13 protein-coding genes and 1 other RNA gene are annotated in these 17,807 nt (G+C 54.5%); 4 read left to right on the top strand and 10 right to left on the bottom strand.

Annotated elements, in window-relative coordinates:
* Positions 1-347: 347 nt before the first annotated feature.
* Entirely contained in the window at positions 348-3,329 is a 2,982-nt protein-coding gene (secA, locus tag AEAE_RS03295; protein WP_094689707.1) for a preprotein translocase subunit SecA, read from the bottom strand.
* Between the two features lie 281 nt (positions 3,330-3,610).
* Positions 3,611-4,312, bottom strand: a complete 702-nt coding sequence (gene hpf / locus AEAE_RS03300) for a ribosome hibernation-promoting factor, HPF/YfiA family (RefSeq protein WP_094689708.1) — start codon at positions 4,310-4,312, stop codon at positions 3,611-3,613.
* A gap of 318 nt (positions 4,313-4,630) precedes the next feature.
* Here hpf and AEAE_RS03305 point away from each other — a divergent pair, with 318 nt between their 5' ends.
* Complete coding sequence (locus AEAE_RS03305) at positions 4,631-5,650, top strand: SDR family oxidoreductase (RefSeq protein WP_094689709.1); 1,020 nt, start codon at positions 4,631-4,633, stop codon at positions 5,648-5,650.
* A 77-nt stretch (positions 5,651-5,727) separates the two neighbouring features.
* Positions 5,728-6,079: RNase P RNA component class A (gene rnpB, locus AEAE_RS03310), an RNA gene on the top strand.
* A 47-nt stretch (positions 6,080-6,126) separates the two neighbouring features.
* On the opposite strand, the gene AEAE_RS03315 is transcribed toward rnpB, so the two are convergent.
* The 8 genes from AEAE_RS03315 to miaA all read right to left on the bottom strand — a co-directional run bounded on the left by AEAE_RS03315 (position 6,127) and on the right by miaA (position 15,114).
* The gene (locus AEAE_RS03315) at positions 6,127-6,912 is read right to left on the bottom strand and encodes a regulatory protein RecX (RefSeq protein ID WP_094689710.1); all 786 of its coding nucleotides are present in this window, start codon (positions 6,910-6,912) and stop codon (positions 6,127-6,129) included.
* 127 nt (positions 6,913-7,039) lie between these two features.
* A complete protein-coding gene (recA, locus tag AEAE_RS03320) occupies positions 7,040-8,152 on the bottom strand; it encodes a recombinase RecA (protein WP_094689711.1) in 1,113 nt (370 codons plus the stop codon).
* Positions 8,153-8,310: 158 nt separating this feature from the next.
* Positions 8,311-8,565: a DUF3046 domain-containing protein gene (locus AEAE_RS03325; RefSeq protein WP_094689712.1), complete on the bottom strand. Its 255-nt coding sequence runs from the start codon at positions 8,563-8,565 to the stop codon at positions 8,311-8,313.
* Positions 8,566-8,711: 146 nt separating this feature from the next.
* The gene (locus AEAE_RS06995) at positions 8,712-9,260 is read right to left on the bottom strand and encodes a helix-turn-helix domain-containing protein (RefSeq protein ID WP_275542014.1); all 549 of its coding nucleotides are present in this window, start codon (positions 9,258-9,260) and stop codon (positions 8,712-8,714) included.
* Positions 9,261-9,389: 129 nt separating this feature from the next.
* Positions 9,390-9,959 carry a CinA family protein gene (locus AEAE_RS03335; RefSeq protein WP_094689713.1) on the bottom strand — a complete coding sequence of 190 codons (570 nt, stop codon included), beginning with the start codon at positions 9,957-9,959 and terminating at the stop codon, positions 9,390-9,392.
* 94 nt (positions 9,960-10,053) lie between these two features.
* On the bottom strand, positions 10,054-10,770 hold the full coding sequence (gene pgsA, locus AEAE_RS03340; protein WP_094689714.1) for a CDP-diacylglycerol--glycerol-3-phosphate 3-phosphatidyltransferase: 717 nt from the start codon (positions 10,768-10,770) through the stop codon (positions 10,054-10,056).
* 63 nt (positions 10,771-10,833) lie between these two features.
* Positions 10,834-14,103 carry a DNA translocase FtsK gene (locus AEAE_RS03345; RefSeq protein WP_244569607.1) on the bottom strand — a complete coding sequence of 1,090 codons (3,270 nt, stop codon included), beginning with the start codon at positions 14,101-14,103 and terminating at the stop codon, positions 10,834-10,836.
* A gap of 42 nt (positions 14,104-14,145) precedes the next feature.
* The gene (miaA, locus tag AEAE_RS03350) at positions 14,146-15,114 is read right to left on the bottom strand and encodes a tRNA (adenosine(37)-N6)-dimethylallyltransferase MiaA (protein ID WP_094690098.1); all 969 of its coding nucleotides are present in this window, start codon (positions 15,112-15,114) and stop codon (positions 14,146-14,148) included.
* Positions 15,115-15,580: 466 nt separating this feature from the next.
* Here miaA and AEAE_RS03355 point away from each other — a divergent pair, with 466 nt between their 5' ends.
* Entirely contained in the window at positions 15,581-16,567 is a 987-nt protein-coding gene (locus AEAE_RS03355; RefSeq protein WP_158520483.1) for a Bax inhibitor-1/YccA family protein, read from the top strand.
* A gap of 115 nt (positions 16,568-16,682) precedes the next feature.
* A complete protein-coding gene (locus tag AEAE_RS03360; RefSeq protein WP_094689716.1) occupies positions 16,683-17,630 on the top strand; it encodes a DMT family transporter in 948 nt (315 codons plus the stop codon).
* The last annotated feature ends 177 nt before the right edge of the window (positions 17,631-17,807 follow it).

A 17,807-nucleotide genomic window follows, 5' to 3' on the forward strand; every position in this document is an offset into this window, starting at 1 on the left:
CTCCCTTGCAATTCCTAGCTTTCCAGCTAGCCTCTCTCACGCTGCGGCCTATTTTCGACTGCGAAAACCGCTAACGTTCCCATTAAGCTTTGTGATTATAAGTCTATCGATAAGCAACTACATTGTGCGCGTTTTCAACGTATGTGTGTTGTGCGCATGTGTGCGCCTGCACATCTTACTCGCTCTACCCGGTACCCGATCCAACCAGCGCCTATCCGCAGCGAGAGCACCGAAGTAACCAAGCCTGCGACGGATAACAAAAAAGCTGGCCCGAAGACCAGCTTTTTGGTTTGTTATCTCATGAACAGCTGAGAAGCTCTCCTCTCGCGCTGATGCGCGAAGCAGGCTCACTCGCCGCTCTCAGCCTTCTCATTCTGACCGTGGCACATCTTGTACTTACGACCAGAACCGCATGGGCACGGTGCATTCTTCGGAGTGCCTGGGAAGGTGCGACCATCCGACCATGGAGTGTGCTCCTGAGCAGCCAAGCCGCGACTAATGCGCTCCTTGGTCGAAGCCTCCTGGTCAGCGTGGCTCAGAGGTTGCATACCCACAATCGGGTCGCTGCCCTCTTCTGGATGAGCCGAAGCGCTAGTCTCGGTTCCCTCTTCTTCAGAAGCTTCAGCACCCTCGACTGCCTCATCAGAAGCGGCATCAGAAGCAGAAGCAGCGGAAGAGCTCTCCTCGCTTGGATCCTGCGGGCCGGAAGTCTGCAGCTCATCAAGAGCCTCAGCCTCCTGCGAGAGGTCACGACGAGCCTCAGCCAAATCAATGTGGAAGAGAATCTGGAGAGTCTCTTCGCGAATGGCGTCGGCCATCGAGTTGTACATGCGGTAGCCTTCACGCTGGTACTCAACCAGAGGATCGCGCTGGCCCATACCACGCAGGCCAATGCCGTCCTTCAAGTAGTCCATCTCGTAGAGGTGCTCACGCCACTTGCGGTCGAGAACAGAGAGCAGAACGCGGCATTCGAGGTTGCGCATAGCGTCCTCGCCCATTACGTCCTCACGCAGCTGATACTGCTTCTTAGCGTCCTCAACCACCAGCTTGATAATCAGGGCAACAGCCTTGTCATGCTTGAGTGGCTTCACACCCTTAGCTGGGCTGTAATCCTCTGGGTTGGAAGCGTCGAAGCCCTCTGGCTCATTACCACCGTTAGCGATGCGAGCGGCAACCTCGTTCATATCCAAGGTGATGGGGTACAAAGTTGCCAGCGCCTTCCACAAACCGGTGAGGTTGAGATGAGCGTCATCCTTCTGGCTCACCAGAGCGTTGTTCACGTAAGCGGTGACCGTGTGGCGCAGGAACATCTGAATATCCTTGGAGATGTCTTCGCCCTTGAGCACCTTCTGGCGCTCCTTGTAGATGACGGTACGCTGCTTATTCATCACGTCGTCGTACTTGAGAACGTTCTTACGAATCTCATAGTTACGCGATTCGACGGCCTTCTGAGCGTTGCGTACGCCCTTCGTCACCTGCTTGGAGACGATTGGCTCGCCCTCTGGCATGCTCGAACGCATGGTACGAGCCACCAGCTGGGTGTTGAACAGACGCATCAAATCGTCTTCCAGTGACAGGTAGAAGCGAGACTCACCGGGGTCGCCCTGACGGCCAGAACGGCCGCGCAGCTGATTATCAATACGGCGAGATTCGTGGCGCTCGGTACCCAACACGTACAGGCCGCCGAGCTTGACGACTTCCTCGTGCTCAGCCTTGACCTCTTCCTTGACCTTCTTCAAGGTTGGAGCCCACAGCTTCTCGTAATCTTCCGGAGTGTCCTCTGGCGAGTAGCCTTCCTTCTTCAGCCTCTGGTCAGCCAAGAATTCGACGTTACCGCCGAGCATGATATCGGTACCACGGCCTGCCATGTTGGTTGCCACGGTCACAGCACCCTTACGGCCTGCGACGGCGACGACGGCTGCCTCACGTTCATGCTGCTTAGCATTGAGCACAGTGTGAGGAATATGAGCGCGGTCGAGAAGCACGGACACCACTTCAGAAGATTCGACCGAAGCAGTACCGAGCAGGACGGGCTGGCCCTTGCGGTAACGCTCGGCAACATCCTTGATGATGGCGGTGAGCTTATCCTTCTTGGACAGGAAGATCAGATCATCCTTATCCTGGCGAATCATTGGCTTATTCGTCGGGATCGGGATCACACCCAGCTTGTAGGTGTTGTTGAACTCGGCTGCCTCAGTTTCTGCGGTACCAGTCATGCCCGACAGCTTGTCGTACATGCGGAAGTAGTTCTGCAAGGTGATGGTGGCGTAAGTCTGGTTCTCAGCCTTAATCTCCACGTTTTCCTTGGCTTCCAGCGCCTGGTGCAAGCCCTCGTTGTAGCGACGGCCTGGCAGCACACGGCCGGTGTGTTCATCGACGATGAGCACCTCTCCGCCTGTCACCACGTAGTCGCGGTCACGCAGGAAGAGTTCCTTGGCCTTGATGGCGTTGTTGAGGTAGCCGATGAGAGCCGTATTGTTTGGCTCATAAAGATTATCAATGCCAAGCCAATCCTCCACCTTGGCAATGCCAGGGTCGAGAATGCCGATAGTCTTCTTCTTCTCATCGACGGTGTAATCCACGTCGCGAGTAAGGTTGGGCACGAAGGTAGCGAACTGGCGGTACCAACGGGTAACACCGCCTTCTGCTGGACCAGAAATAATGAGTGGGGTTCGAGCCTCATCGATCAAGATGGAGTCGACCTCATCGACGATGGCGTAGTGGTGGCCGCGCTGAACCAGCTCGGACTTATCCCATGCCATGTTGTCACGCAGGTAGTCGAAGCCGAATTCGTTGTTGGTGCCATAAGTAATGTCGGCAGCGTACTGCTTGCGGCGCTCGGCTGGCTTCTGGCTGGTGAGAATGCAGCCCACGCTCAAACCGAGGAAGCGGTGCACACGACCCATCAACTCAGACTGATAGCTTGCCAGGTAGTCGTTCACAGTCACGACATGCACGCCCTCACCAGTGAGTGCGTTGAGGTAGCTTGGCATGGTTGCTACCAAGGTTTTACCTTCGCCAGTCTTCATTTCGGCGATATTACCCCAGTGCAGTGCAGCGGCACCCATAATCTGAACGTTGTAGGGACGCTGACCAATAACGCGCTTAGCAGCCTCACGTACAGTTGCGAAAGCCTCCGGCATGATGTCGTCCAGGGTTTCGCCCTTCTTCAGGCGTTCCTTGAACTTGCTGGTCTGTGCCTTCAGCTCCTCGTCCGTGAGAGCGGAGATCTTCGGCTCAAAGCCGTTCGTCTTGTCCACCACAGACTGGAGTTTTTTGAGCTGTCGACCTTCGCCAACACGCAGGGCTTTATCAAGAAGAGATGCCACTGTTCACTCCCGTCGTATGCTCGCCATGCGAGCTTCGATAACAAACATTCCCAATCTTAAAGGCTGGCGCGGATACATGCCAATAAAAACGGGGATTTTTCTGTACTTTTCCTCACAGATTATCAGCTTTGACACATATATACCCGCGTTTGCGTAATCTCAGACAAAATGAGCCTCTCCCTCAACCCAACAGCGTCAGGCGAGGAAGAGGCTCATTATTCTCTATCTGTTTCCTTCGCTGCCGTATTCCTTACACCAAGCAGCTTCGGGGAAAGCAAGTATCAGGCCTTCTTTGCAGCCTTACGTGCTGCTTCGCGTGCCTTGCGCAGGTTATCCGCAGTGTCAATCTCAAACACACCGTAGGAGTAACCGTGGCGACGATACACAACCGAGGCGCGACCATTGGCCGAGTTGGTGAACAGGAAGAAGTCGTGGCCGATCAGCTCCATCTGGTACAGAGCGTCATCGATAGTCATTGGCTCTGCGATGTGCAGCTTACGGCGGATGACGACTGGAGTGTCGCCCACCTGAACTTCAATCGACTCGCCTGGGTCCAGTTCCTTCGCCAGAGCGTCAGCACCGTTCGGAGCTTGCTCTTCGTTCTCAGCGCGCTCCACAGCCTTCTGCAGTTCGAACTCTGCTGCGAGGTCTGGTGCTGGCACGTTCTCCAAACCGCGACGATGGTTCTTACGGCGATCGCGCGTACGGCGCAGGCGCAGGGTCAGCTTATCCAGTGCGAGGTCGAGTGCGGAGTACTCATCAGTGCTCGAAGCTTCTGCACGCACCACGTCGCGGCCTGCGATGATGGTCAGCTCCACGCGCTTTGCAGTGTCGGCTTGGCTTGGGTTTCCTTCACGAGTCACCACAACCTGAATGCGAGAAACGTCAGGAGCGATCGTTTCTACTCTTTGCATCTTGGTGTCAACAACGTCGTGGAACTTGTCGCTCACAGTGGTATGACGACCGGTAACAACGATGTCCATGGTGACCTCCTTTGGTCGGACGATGAAAAATTCATCGAATGGGTCCTGAGCTCTTCCCTGTCTCAGGTTGCTTCTATCCTACCCCTTCTTCACTGAAAAATCACTGAGAGACACCTCTCTCTTGGGTAAGAAAACGCTAATTTCTTGAGATTATCAGCCAGTTTTCTCACGAAAATTTCTTTCTTTCCGCCTTTCTCGCAATTTGCTTCCGCGAAGCTTCCTAACGTGAGATTATGGAAATACTGTGTGTATTGGTTTTCGAGCATGCATGCAGTTCTGCTCATTAGGCAGATTCAAGTCGCAATGCAAAGGAGCAAAATGCGCGCATTACTTATTGGCGGAACAGGAACTATTAGTTCTGCTATCACTCGCCTCTTGGTGGAGAAGGGCTGGGAGGTCACACTCATCAATCGCGGCCATCGCAATGATGAACTCCCCCAAGGCGTGGAGTTACTCGTCGCTGACATGAATAATGAGGATGAAGTTCGCGAACTGTTGGAGGGCCGTCACTTTGACACGGTTGCCGAATTTATTGCCTTCGTCCCGGAGCAGGTAGAGCGTGATATCCGCCTGTTCACTGGTATGACGGATCAGTATATTTTCATCAGCTCAGCATCGGCCTATGCCAAGCCTAACCATGATTATCGCATTACAGAAGGCACTACCTTAGCGAACCCCTATTGGCAGTATTCGCGCAATAAGATTGCCTGCGAACGTGTGCTGATGGATGCTTACCGCAATGACGGTTTCCCTGTCACTATTGTTCGACCCAGCCACACGTATGATGAGCGTAATGTTCCCATCGGTGTTGACGGTAGCCAGGGAAGCTGGCAGATCTTACAGCGCATGAAGCAGGGCAAGCCGGTTATTGTTCAAGGTGATGGCACCTCGTTGTGGACTGTCACGTTCAACAAGGATTTCGCTGTTGGTTTTGTCGGTTTGATGGGTAATATTCATGCTCTTGGTGAGGCAGTGCATATTACTTCTGATGAAAGTTTGAGCTGGAACCAGATTTATGAAGCGGTGGGTCGCGCTTTGGGCGTGAAGCCAGTTCTCTACCATGTTTCCGCTGATTTCCTCGCCTCTGTTGCACCATATGATTATCAGGGCAGCCTTTTGGGTGATAAGTCTGTTTCTGTCGTCTTCGACAATTCGAAGATCAAGCGGTTGGTGCCTGAATTTAAATGCACCACTCGTTTTGATGAAGGCGCTCGCATCTGCGTCGATTATATGAATTCTCATCCTGAGTGCCGGAAGCAAGATCCTGAGTTTGATGCTTGGTGTGACCAGGTTATTGAAACACTGGAGAGGGCAAAGAAGGCGTTGAAGGAAAACTAAAAACTGAAATTGCTGATGTAATGCGTGAGAAATCTTCACATTTGAATTGTCGAGATGAGATGGAATATTCAAAGGGTTGAGATCCTTCGGTGATCGCGGAGGCTGTGTATCAGCCTATGAGGAACTTCCGGGCTCCGCAGAGCACGACGGCAGGTAACGCCTGCCCAGGGAAACCTGAGAGATAGCGCAGCAGAGAACAGACCGCCTCGCAAGAGGTAAGGGTGAAACGGCGGTGTAAGAGACCACCGGGTTGTTGGTAACAACAACCGCATGGCAAGCCTCGTCGGGAGAAAGACCAAATAGAAGGCAATGGGGCTGCTCGTCCCGTCTTCGGGTAGGTCGATGGAGCTTATTCGTGAGAGTAAGCCTAGATGGATGATCATCCGCGCTTCGGCACGACAGAACCCGGGGTATGAGGGATCTCAACAGTTTTCTTCCTCTGTGAACTACTGAGAACTACCGCAAGCTACTGCGAACTACTGAGAATCGTCAGTGAGAAATTCGTTCATCCACGGTTGTAATGCGCTCAAACTGTGCCCGTGGGAACGTGCTGATGAGGATAGTTTCCTCATCTTTTTGTCATAGTCCATTCCCCGTGTCGTTCGAATGAGTGTTTGCATAAAGCTGTGAGCAGCACGTTCGAAATCACCCTCTTCAAGAGCGTGAGCGATGGCGCAGTCGCGAACATCTTGTGGGACGCCTTTTGCTGTTAAGTTTCGCGATACCCAAGCGGGCCCATATCCATGAGCCACTCCTCGGCGTACCAGCGATTCGGCGAAGGCCCGCTCGTCGAGGAGATTATCACGCTGCAGTATTGCGATAGTCCAATCGACTGCTTCTGCGTTGAAGCCCTTGCGGCTGAGCCTTCGCCTCATCCCCCATTCGTTGCTTCCTGCTGCATCGAGGGATTTCACTGCACTGTCGAGGCAAGCATTTTTATCGGATGCAAGTTCTGTGCGTACCTGTCGTATCCTTCCCCTTTGTGTGCGAGCAGAAGTGCGGCGGCGGGTCTGTTTCTTTCCCCAAGTGCTGGAGAAACCATGGCCTGATGTGCCGAAAGAGCCCGTGAAAGTGACTGAAACCACAGGAGTATCAGCATCGTTTACAGAGGCTGCAGTTTCATGGTCAGCAGCTGCAGTATCGAGCAGAGCTGCTGCATCATTGTGGTCAGCAGCTTCAATTTCATGCTCAGCGACAGGCTCAGTGCTTGGCTGAGGGTTCTGGATGGGATGGTGTCGAAGGAACTCTTCGGGGTCGATCATCGCTCTCCTTCTCCCCTCTACTATGCTTGCCTTGGGAATCTGCTTGTGCAAAGACGACTGTGGCGCACAGTAACTGTGCGCCACAAAGTATGCCCATGCTCATCGGCAGATGAGCTGGACTGGCTAATCACTCATCATCCGAAGAGTCAGTAGCCTGTGCTGGAGCACCGCCAGACTCTGAATTCTCCTCAGATTCCTGAGCGTCGTCCTGTGGAATGACGTGGTAGGCTTGCTTGATCTTCGTCTCAATTTCGGCAGCCAAAGCTGCGTCGCCAGCCAACGTCTTACGAGCGTTTTCACGACCCTGGCCCAGCTGCTGATCAGCATATGTGAACCACGAGCCGGACTTCTTGACGATGCCGCTTTCCACGCCCAAGTCGAGAATCGAGCCTTCGCGCGAAACACCTTCGCCATACATGATGTCGAATTCGGCAGTCTTAAATGGCGGGGCCATCTTATTCTTAACAACCTTGACGCGAGTGCGGTTACCCACTGGGTTATCGCCCTGTTTGAGCATCTGAATGCGGCGAATATCCAAGCGAACAGAAGCGTAGAACTTCAGTGCCTTACCACCAGTAGTGGTTTCTGGGTTGCCAAACATCACGCCGATCTTCTCACGCAACTGGTTAATGAAGATTGCGGTGGTATTCGTCTGTGCCAGAGCGCCAGTCATCTTACGCAGTGCCTGGCTCATCAGTCGAGCTTGCAAGCCGACGTGGGAATCGCCAATATCACCTTCGATTTCAGCCTGTGGCACGAGTGCAGCCACAGAATCGATGACGATGATGGACAATGCTCCTGAGCGGATCAGCTGATCAGCAATGCCCAGTGCCTGTTCACCAGAATCAGGCTGGGAAAGGATCAAACTGTCAATATCGACACCCAGGGCTTTTGCGTAGCCAGGGTCCAATGCGTGCTCGACATCGATATAGGCTGCATTGCCACCCTCTCGCTGGGCGTTCGCCACAGCTTCGAGTGCGAGAGTGGTTTTACCAGATGATTCTGGACCGTAGATCTCAATGATTCGCCCGCGCGGGTAACCGCCAATTCCCAGTGCCAAGTCAAGGGCAAGAGAACCCGTAGGAATGACCTCCACATTTTGCTGGGGTTGGTCACCCATGCGCATGATGGAGCCTTTGCCATACGTCTTTTCCACCTGCTTAAGCGCAGTTTCCAAAGACGCTTGCCTTTGTTGGCGCAGACGGTCCTCTTCAGACTCAGTCGCTTTTTTCTGTGCCATATTTCCTCCTTGGAAGCAGTAACGCTCCCAACTTATCGGGTTCTCGCCGATCGAACAGGAATTTTTTCCATAATGTGGAAAACTTCTCGAACTGCCTTCAGTATAGCATCTTATCCGAACAGATGTTCGACTGGAGTGTGAACTTGTACATTCCCTCATCAATCAGAATACAAGTCTTGCTCAGGAACAGGCATCGGCGGAGCAACTGTTTGTGAACCCCAGCGTTTCGGATCAGGAACATCCATCTGGTCACACAACACATTCCACACAACACGCGGGCGAATTCCTGCAGCAAGCGCCTCACTCGCGGTCACATTATCCAATTTGGTGAGGTGCTCATCTTGAGCGAGGCTTTTACCGTATGCTCTGCCAAAAACCTCTTCGAGCAGAATCCAAAATTCTCTTTCATGCACGCTTCCAGTTCAGCACAGATTCACGACGCGTTACGCTGCACACGAAGCTACTGGCTAGAACACAAAAAACCGTGCTGATAATCTTGCTGAGCTCATGCTCAATGGCGAAAGATTACCAACACGGTTGAAGAAACTCTGATTGTCACTCAGGCAGCAGCGACTTCTTCGTTTGCCTTTTCCATCTTTTCGATGCGGTCGGCCACCAAGCGCAACGTCTGGGACAGCTTCAAGCCCAGTGCTGCGGAGATCGAACCCAAGAGTTCCGAGCTTGCTTCCTTCTGGCCGCGCTCGACTTCGGAAAGGTAGCCCAGGGAAACGCCGGCCTTATCCGAAACTTCACGCAAAGTCTTGTGATCATTACGGCGAACGTCACGCAGAACCTCACCCAGAACAATGCGGAAGGAGATAGTACCTGTGTTTTCCTCTTCTTCCTGAGCGACGGCAGAACGATTCATCGTCTGGCTGTACTCACGCTCGTCATCCTCACGCATACGGCGCAGTTGCTCTTCACGAGCTCGCTTCTCCTGGCGTGCCTTCTGAGCTCGCATGAACTGCTCGCGAGCGAAGGCGATGGCGCGACGCTGAGCTGGGGTCAGTTCGCGTTTCATTGCAGTTTGAGGGCGATCCATATGCTGCAGGTAGGCTGCCTGCGCAGTGGAACCCTCGACGGTCTTCGCATTGAGTGTCGTTACCATTTTCCACCCTCTCTCTTGATCTCCCATACATTTGTGTCAACAATCGAATGATATTTTTATTCCCACAGACGAAACGCCGACCGAAATGTTGACGAAACAATAAATTTGAGGGTATGAGCTTTCTTCAGCTCAGTCCAACGAGAGAATTTCACGCAAACCCGCGTGCAAGGCGGCCGTTACTGCGAGGCGGCGAATCTGGGAACGGTCGCCGTGCAGATGCAGCTCCTCGACGCTGATCGAACCGCCTGCTAAGCCTGCACCGACGAACACAGTGCCGACTGGCTGGAAGCCATCACTACTCGGGCCCGCAACTCCTGTCGTACTGAGAGCCAGGAGGCCATGCCAGGAGTATGAGGGCCGCTGCTGCACAGTGGTAATCTCAAGCCCATCGAAATGAAGAGCCGGAGCGTAAAGCTTAAGCGTACCGGCAACCATATCACTCGCAACTTGCGCATTGACGGCGCCTAAAGAATGCAAAAGATTACCTGGAACGCCCAAAATATGCTGCTTCGCACCCAGGTGATACGTCACCGCAGAGCCAAGGAAAACGGCAGAAGCCCCCGGAACGGAAACGAGAGTTGAAGCCAGCTCACCACCGGTCAGCGATTCCGAACAGGCGAGGTATACTCCCCTCTTCTTGCACTCGTCCAACAGAGTACGAGCAAGTTGAACGGGATCTTCCGAATCAAGTGATGGCATGAGACGCTCCCCATGAGTTAACGCAACGGGTACGCAGCAAGCAGTGACCAGCGGCAGTTACCAGCAGCGGCGACTAACCAGCGACCAGCAGCAGTTACTTCTGAGCTTGGGCGGCCTTCTGAGCCTTATGGAAACCAATGAGGTAGTTAGCGCCAGAGTATAGGCACAGCACCAGAGCAATACCGGTCACCACATAGGTGAGCAAGAGATACCACACCGACCAGGAGTTGAAGACCAGCGAAGTACCGCCATGAGTGAAGGGGAACTTCGGGTCAAACTGCCACAGAGGCACCAACAGCATCGAGGTAGAAATGCACTCGAACACCGTCTTGAGCTTTCCAGCCCAGTTAGCGGCGACAACCACATTGGCCTCGCTCACCGCGAAGAAACGCCAAATCGTGATGCCGAGCTCGCGCACCAGGAACAAGATGGTGACCCACCACCACAACTGGCCGTTAATCGAGAAGAGAATGAGAACTGAGCAGATGAGAAGCTTATCGGCAATCGGGTCGAGAAGCTTACCCAAGTCGGTAACCTCATGGCGAGAGCGGGCGAGGTAGCCGTCGACCTTATCCGTGCTTGCAGCAATGATGAAGAGCACGGCGGCAACCCACTCCAGCGCGTAGTTCTTCGCACCCCACGGGCCAGCAAGGCCTGCGAGAACGAGGGTGATAATCACCATGAAAATGCGAATAGTCGTGGTGATGTTAGCAGGAGTCTTCCATTGCGAAAGAATCTGGGCAGCGCGAGAATCACCGTGTGCTTCAGGTGCATTTTGCGACTGATCAGCCTGGGGATTAACTTGCGACATGAGAGACTCCTTTGTGACGAAATAATCTTTCTCCAGTTTAATAGCCACCGCCGATGAACGGCATCACTGAGGGCCGCCAGGCTGGGCAGGTGCTGCACCAATGCTGGAGGACTCGCCACGAATGAAGGCCAAAGCCTGCTGCAATTGGGCTGGCTGAACCAAAACCTCACGCGCCTTCGAGCCCTCCGACGGGCCCACGATACCGCGCGATTCCAAAATATCCATCAGTCGGCCTGCTCGAGCAAAGCCCACGCGCAGCTTGCGCTGTAACATGGACGTCGAGCCAAACTGCGAGGTGATAATCAGCTCAGCAGCCTGAAGAACATCGTCCATATCGTTACCGATATCCTCAATCGCCTCAGCCTGCTCTTCCTTCTTATCGGAAGCGTTCATGAGCTCTTGAATATCCTGACGGTAGCGAGGCTTGCGCTGCTGGCGGACGAAATCAGCAATCTGGTGGATTTCCGACTCCGTAACCCACGCACCTTGAACGCGCGTCGGCTTCGACCTACCCATCGGCAGGAACAAGCCATCACCCTGGCCAATCAGCGACTCTGCACCCACCGAGTCGAGAATGACGCGAGAATCGGTGGCCGAAGAGGTAGCGAAAGCCAGACGCGACGGAATATTTGCCTTAATCAGGCCGGTGATCACGTCGACGGACGGGCGCTGCGTAGCCAACACGAGGTGGATGCCGGCAGCACGGGCGAGCTGAGTGATGCGCTGGATCGAATCCTCCACATCATTCTTGGCGACCATCATCAAGTCAGCCATCTCGTCGATCACCACGAGGATGTACGGGTACGGCGCAACCATGCGGTCGGAACCCAGTGGAGCATGCACCTTACCTTGGCGGACGGCACGGTTGAAGTCCTTCATATTGTTGAATCCGAAGTACTGCAAATCGTCATAGCGGGCGTCCATCTCCTTGACCACCCACTGCAAAGTTTGAGCGGCCTTCTTCGGGTCGGTGATGATAGGCGTGAGCAGATGCGGGATTCCGGCATATGCTGTCAGTTCCACGCGCTTAGGGTCAACGAGGACGAGGCGAACCTCTTCCGGTGTGGCGCGCGAAATAATTGAGACGAGCATCGAGTTGACGAAGCTTGACTTACCAGAGCCAGTAGCACCGGCAACGAGAAGGTGCGGCATCTTGGACAGGTCGGCGACAACGGTATTACCCTCGACGTCCTTACCCACAGCGGTCAGCATCGGGTTGTGCGACTTTTGTGCCACCTCGGAGCGCAGAATGTCACCCAGGTGCACGATTTCGCGGTCCTGGTTAGGAATTTCGATGCCGATGGCCGATTTTCCGGGGATTGGCGCCAAAATACGCACGTCAGAGCTGGCCACCGCGTAGGCGATGTTGTTGCGCAGGTTGGTGACCTTCTCCACCTTGGTGCCTGGCCCCAATTCCACCTCGTATTGCGTAACCGTTGGGCCGCGCATGAAGCCGACGACATTGGCGTCAATGTTGAACTGTTGGAAAGTAGAGCGCAGGGCTTGAATGACACGCTCGTTTTCCTTGGTTTTGGCGGCATGCGCTTGGCCGGAGGAGAGCACGGAGATGTCTGGCAGCTGGTAGGACTGGATTTCCTGCAAGGTCACCCCGGCATTAGGGTTCATATCCTCGCCGGTTTTCGCTGCTGGTGCGCCGACGGTTTGCACGCTTCCCCCGCCTTGTGATGCGCTCAAGCCGATCGGCACTTGGGCTTGGCTCGCTGCTTCGTCTGCTGGCAAGGCTTGCAAGGTTGGCATCACCGGTGTGGCGCCAGGGTTTGGCTTGAGATTACCAGGCTGCGCTCCCGCTTGCTGTGCACCGGTCATCATCTGTGCTTGCTGCGAGAAGGCCGGCTGTGCATCAGCCGGTTGTGGTGCAGCTTGCTGGGCTGATTGTGGAAGCGGTGTCGAGGAAACGCTTGCCGGGAGCGAGGCATTCGGCGTTGGAGGGACGGGGACAGCGAGTGTGGCTGCAGTATGCGCGTTCAAACCGTTATTTGCCAAGTCGCGCACATCCTGTGCTGATAGTGACTGCGCCCACGGGTTTACAGCAGGGTTGGCAGCAGGATTTATGCCTGAAGTTACGCCATTGTTTGCATTCGCACTGTGGTCAAACACGCGCGGCTGCGCTGGGGCAGGCTGCGAAAGAGCTGGTTGTACGTGAGCAAGTTGCGCTTGAGCAGGCTGTACGGGAACAGACTGTGCTGCAACCGGCATAGCGGCAGGGTTCACCGGCGCTGTTTGCACCGGGCGGTGAGGCATAGCCAGATTCACCGCATTATCACGGCCGGTAGTATCTGCACTGTCAGCATGGTCAAAGGCCGTGTCATTCTCGTAATAATTCAGAGGCTCGTCCTGCTTCTTATGGAAGAGACCGCGGGAGAAGAAGCCTTTCACTTTATCCATGAACCCAGAGCGCGTAGCTCGAGGCTGCTCGGGAGCGTCTTCGTCGCCGGCTACTAGCGGCTCATCATCCAAGATCTCACCGGTATTCGGGTCAACACGGATGGAATGAGAATCCGCACGAACGGGATGAGCAACGCGGCCGATATCTGCATCATCCTCGTAGTCGGAGGAGGTGTCATCGGCTGATTCATGCGCACTGACAATCTGGGTGCGTTGTGAGGAAAGCCAGGCGGCCAGGTCGCGCACGTGCATGCCTGAGACCAGGAAAACCGAGAGCAAGATGAGCAAGATGAAGACGACGATGGCGGTCGGCTTGTTGAGACCCATCGACACGGGCGCGCCGAGCAGATAGCCCATCAGGCCGCCAGCCTCCAAAATGTGACCGGTCACTTTCGTGGTGTCCGGGTTCATCGTCACCTGCAGCAAGGAGCACAAGGACCATGCCAAAATGGCGAGGCCAGCCCAAACGCGCGCAGCAATTTTCGGACGATGGCGCTTGACCACGAGAACGGCGGCTACCAACAAGACGGGTGGGAGAAGCACCGAGAGAATGCCGAAGAGGCCGGCAGACACCCAATGCAGCGCCACGGCGAAAATGCCGCCAACATGGAACCATTCGGAAGCGATGAAGAGGGCGGCGAGCAGGAGCAACACGAAGAAGACGATGTCACGTGTCAGCTCAGTACTGGAATTACCTGTACTCGAGGAGCTGTCGGAGTAGCCATCATCGTCAGAGTTTGCCCGCGAAGAACGAGACGAGCGGGAAGAACGACCGGAACTACCCGAGCCTCGAGAAGAACGTGAGGAGCTGGAAGTGGTGCGAGAGGACCCACGTGTGGAGCGCGCACTGCTATCACGCGATGAGCGACGCGACGATTCCTCTGGCGAATCAACAATCTGCGTCTCGTCTTGTGCCCGTGATGGCATAGTCTCCTCCATCGTTTCCTCGTACAACCGTTTCTATGGTACTCACCCAATTTCGCCTAAATGGTGACGAATCGGCTGAACTTCATCATAATCAGCTATGAACTCTCCCCTATCGGCGGCCTTAACAAGGGAAATGATCTGTTCAGAAGCGTCAGAAGAGAGCGAATCAACCCAGTGGACGCGCGGATCGCGGCCAAACCAGCCCATCTGTTTTCGCGCCAAACGCTGTGTTTTCTGCGTAATTTCCGCGAAAGCTTCGTCTTCGCTGATCTCACCGCGCAGGTAAGCCTCAATTTGCGGGTAGCCAATCGCCTTGTGAGCGGTCACACCCAAGCGGCCCTGCAGACGGAGAACCTCATCAACGAAGCCGGCCTCACGCATTTGCTGCGTGCGCAGCGCGACGCGCTCATCCAGCTGCTCGCGGCTCAAATCAAGCCCGATTTGGACGGTGGGGATGACGTAACGGTAGCGCGGAAGCGTGGAGGAGAAAGGCTTCTTGGTAATCTCGATGACTTCTAAGGCTCGAATAGTGCGGCGAACATTTGCAGGGTCCATGCTTGCCGCTGCTTGAGGGTCGAGAGCTTGCAAGCGCGCGAAGAGAACGCCAGGGCCTTTCTCCTCAGCTTCTTGTTCCAAATGCTTGCGGATCGCTGGGTTTTGCGGCGGGAAGCTCATGTCGTCAATGGCAGCTCGCGCGTACAGGCCCGACCCGCCGACCAGGATGGGACGAATGTGAGCGTTCACAAGCCGTTCGATCGTCTCGCGCGCCAGAGTTTGGAAGCGCGCCACGGAAATGCTCTCTTCAGGCTCGTAACAGTCGATGAGCCAATGCTTGACTTGGGCTTGCTCCTGGTCGGTAGGCTTTGCCGTTCCCACGTCCATTCCGCGGTAAAACTGGTAGGCATCTTGGTTGATAATCTCGGCAGGCTCGCCTTTGCTCTCCAAATAACGGGCCAGCGAGATTGCCAGTGCCGTTTTCCCGGAGGCTGTAGGCCCAATGATGCTCACGATGGGATGATGTGGAGTGATAATCCAGCGGTTTCCCTCAAGATTGTGGCCTGAGGTGAGCTGATCGCGCTGCGGTTGAGCCTCGTTCTGCGGACCGTGTTGTAGCTCGTGTTGAAGGTTGCCTTGCGGCTCGTGCTGAAGGCTGTGTTGAAGCTCGTCCTGCGGCTCGTCTTGCGGCTCGTGCTGAGGCTGTTGTTGCGTCTGTTCCTGCGTCACTCTTTTATGCTACCGTTGAACCACGCTGAGCACATCACTCAGGCGGCAGTTATACTGCGCATGTATACCGCACATGTTCTGCGCGTCAGTCACTTCGAGGGAACGCGCAGAGGTTTTCAGCTTTTTCTCATATTTCTCTCAGCGCATGTGAATTGACATTCTCTAGAATAAAAAACATCACGAAACGATATGAGTTCTCAGACGAAGCCATGTCGTGATGGTGTTTTCGTCACAGGAAAGGTGTGAGGCAGAAATGTCGAACCCAGTGAATCCGAATAACGGCTTCAACAACGGTTATGGCTCCAATAACCGCACCAACGGCTATAACAACTACAACCAGCCATATGCTTCCAACGGCCAGAACAATGGCCAACCCTATCAGACGGACAATTCATATTCCAACGCTCAGCCGCAGTATGGCGCCTATGCTCCTCAGGGCAATGCCTACCCCAACAACGGATTCGCGAATAACGGTTACCAGCAGAACGCCTACTCGCAGAACACTTATGAGCAGACTGCATACAACCCGAACCCAGTGAACGCTGCCGTGCGAAGCGCATACCAGGTCACCGAGAAGGATGCCAACACTGCCGTCACTCGCACCTACGGCCTCATGGCTTTGGGCCTGCTGGTGAGCTTCGGCGTGGCATACCTCTCCTATGTGTCCGGCATCGCTGCTCGCTTCTACATGGCCAGCGGCATTATCGGACCTCTGGTTCTCTTCGCCGCCATCATGATGATCTCGATTAGCTTGTCGGCCAAGATTCAAACGATGAAGGTGGGCACTGCGTACGCGCTGTTCTTCACCTTCGCTGCTTTGATGGGCTTGGATTTGAGCTCGATCTTCTTCGTCTACTCCCCGATGGGCATCCTGGCAGCTCTGGTGCTGTGCTCCGTGTTCTTCCTGGCTTTGACCATGATTGGCCTGACCACTCGTAAGAACATGCTCGGCACGGGCAAGATTCTCATGACCGCTCTCATCGTGTTGATCGTGGCACAGGTGGTCATCAGCTTCCTGCCGTTCAACTCTTCGATGATGCGTCTGATCTGCCTGATCGGTGTCGCCCTCTTCTCCTTCATGACGGTTCGCGACGCTCAAATGACGAGGGCTCTTTTGGCACAAGTCAACGATGAGGCTATGCTTCAGCGCGTGTCCATTCTGGCTGCTCTGAACCTCTTCCTCGACTTCATCAACCTGTTCCAGTACTTGCTCTACTTGTTCAACAGCTCAGATAACTGATCTCATTGATCTTTGCTGAATGCCCATTGAAGTAAGTAAGGAAGGCATGCACCTCCATCCGCGAGTGTACATGCCTTCCTTTTATATATCGAGGCCTCTGATAATCTAGAAATTTATGACTAGGACAGTGAAAAACAAGATTCTCGGCGTTATCGCCCTTTTGACGGCCGCCGCCCTGTGGGGTGGCTCGTTCGTCACCCAACTTTTGGGCATGAAAGATCTGACCCCACTGGCCTTCAATTCGCTGCGTTTCACCCTGGGCGCCATCACTCTGCTTCCACTCTTAACCCTCAGTACAGGCAGGACGAAGCCGAAGAATTGGACCAGAACTATCGTCGACTGCTTCATCTCCGGAGGCCTGCTTTTTGCCGCCATCTCCGTCGAGCAGTATGCGCTGAACATGAGCTCCAATGCAGGACGCTCCGGTTTTATCACTGCCCTGTACATCATCATGGTCCCGTTTATGGGCCTGTTCTTGGGCGAAAAAGCGCAGTGGAAAACTTTCGTCGCACCTATTTTCTCCGTGGTGGGCTTGGCTATGCTCACCCTTTCCGGCCCACAAGGAAGCCTCACCGTTTCTGATGGCTTGCTGCTGCTTGGCGCTTTCGGTTTCGCTGTTCAGCTCATTGTGGTGAACCGCTCCACTATCAACCCGATTCACCTGTCGATCGGCCAGCTCTTCGTTGCTGCCGGTTTGTCGTGGTTGTGCACGCTTTTCATGGGCCAGATGCCGTCCGGTTCGGACGTTCTCGGCTCCCTGTGGCCAGTTCTCTTCTCTGGTGTTTTGTCGACGGGAATTGCGTACAGCTTGCAGGTGTTTGGCCAGCAGCATGTTGCCGCTGCTCCTTCAGCTATTTTGATGTCGATGGAATCTCTGTTTTCTGTCGTCTTTGGCGCGCTCTTCCTGGGCGAACGTATGGGCTTGGTGGCCTACATTGGTTGCGTGTTCATGCTCGCTGGAACGGTGATTTCTCAACTTCCGAATAAGAACCAGCCAGATATCACGGAAACTGAATATGTGGAGCATGAGCCGACGGGCCGAGAAGAGATGATGTCCAAGTAAATTCCCCGCCCCTACCTTCGACTTTTTTCCCACATATGCGCAGGGCTAGCGTTCATATACAAAGGGCCAGCTTTCACTGCTGGCCCTTTTTCATATATTCATACCGTTTTATGCGTTGCGCCGTAAAACCTCCGGCTTTAGCCGGGGGATATAAGGCGCTTCTCTTTTACCGTTCTA

It is taken from the genome of Aeriscardovia aeriphila, from assembly GCF_002259595.1.
GTDB classification, from domain to species: Bacteria; Actinomycetota; Actinomycetes; order Actinomycetales; family Bifidobacteriaceae; genus Aeriscardovia; species Aeriscardovia aeriphila.

Coding starts and splice junctions, on each gene's coding strand:
- pgsA (WP_094689714.1), bottom strand. CDS start 10,770: ATGTCGCAAGTTAATCCCCAGGCTGATCAGTCGCAAAATGCACCTGAA.
- AEAE_RS03360 (WP_094689716.1), top strand. CDS start 16,683: ATGACTAGGACAGTGAAAAACAAGATTCTCGGCGTTATCGCCCTTTTG.
- AEAE_RS03345 (WP_244569607.1), bottom strand. CDS start 14,103: ATGCCATCACGGGCACAAGACGAGACGCAGATTGTTGATTCGCCAGAG.
- AEAE_RS03335 (WP_094689713.1), bottom strand. CDS start 9,959: ATGCCATCACTTGATTCGGAAGATCCCGTTCAACTTGCTCGTACTCTG.
- AEAE_RS03315 (WP_094689710.1), bottom strand. CDS start 6,912: ATGATCGACCCCGAAGAGTTCCTTCGACACCATCCCATCCAGAACCCT.
- AEAE_RS03355 (WP_158520483.1), top strand. CDS start 15,581: ATGTCGAACCCAGTGAATCCGAATAACGGCTTCAACAACGGTTATGGC.
- recA (WP_094689711.1), bottom strand. CDS start 8,152: ATGGCACAGAAAAAAGCGACTGAGTCTGAAGAGGACCGTCTGCGCCAA.
- AEAE_RS06995 (WP_275542014.1), bottom strand. CDS start 9,260: ATGGTAACGACACTCAATGCGAAGACCGTCGAGGGTTCCACTGCGCAG.
- hpf (WP_094689708.1), bottom strand. CDS start 4,312: ATGGACATCGTTGTTACCGGTCGTCATACCACTGTGAGCGACAAGTTC.
- AEAE_RS03305 (WP_094689709.1), top strand. CDS start 4,631: ATGCGCGCATTACTTATTGGCGGAACAGGAACTATTAGTTCTGCTATC.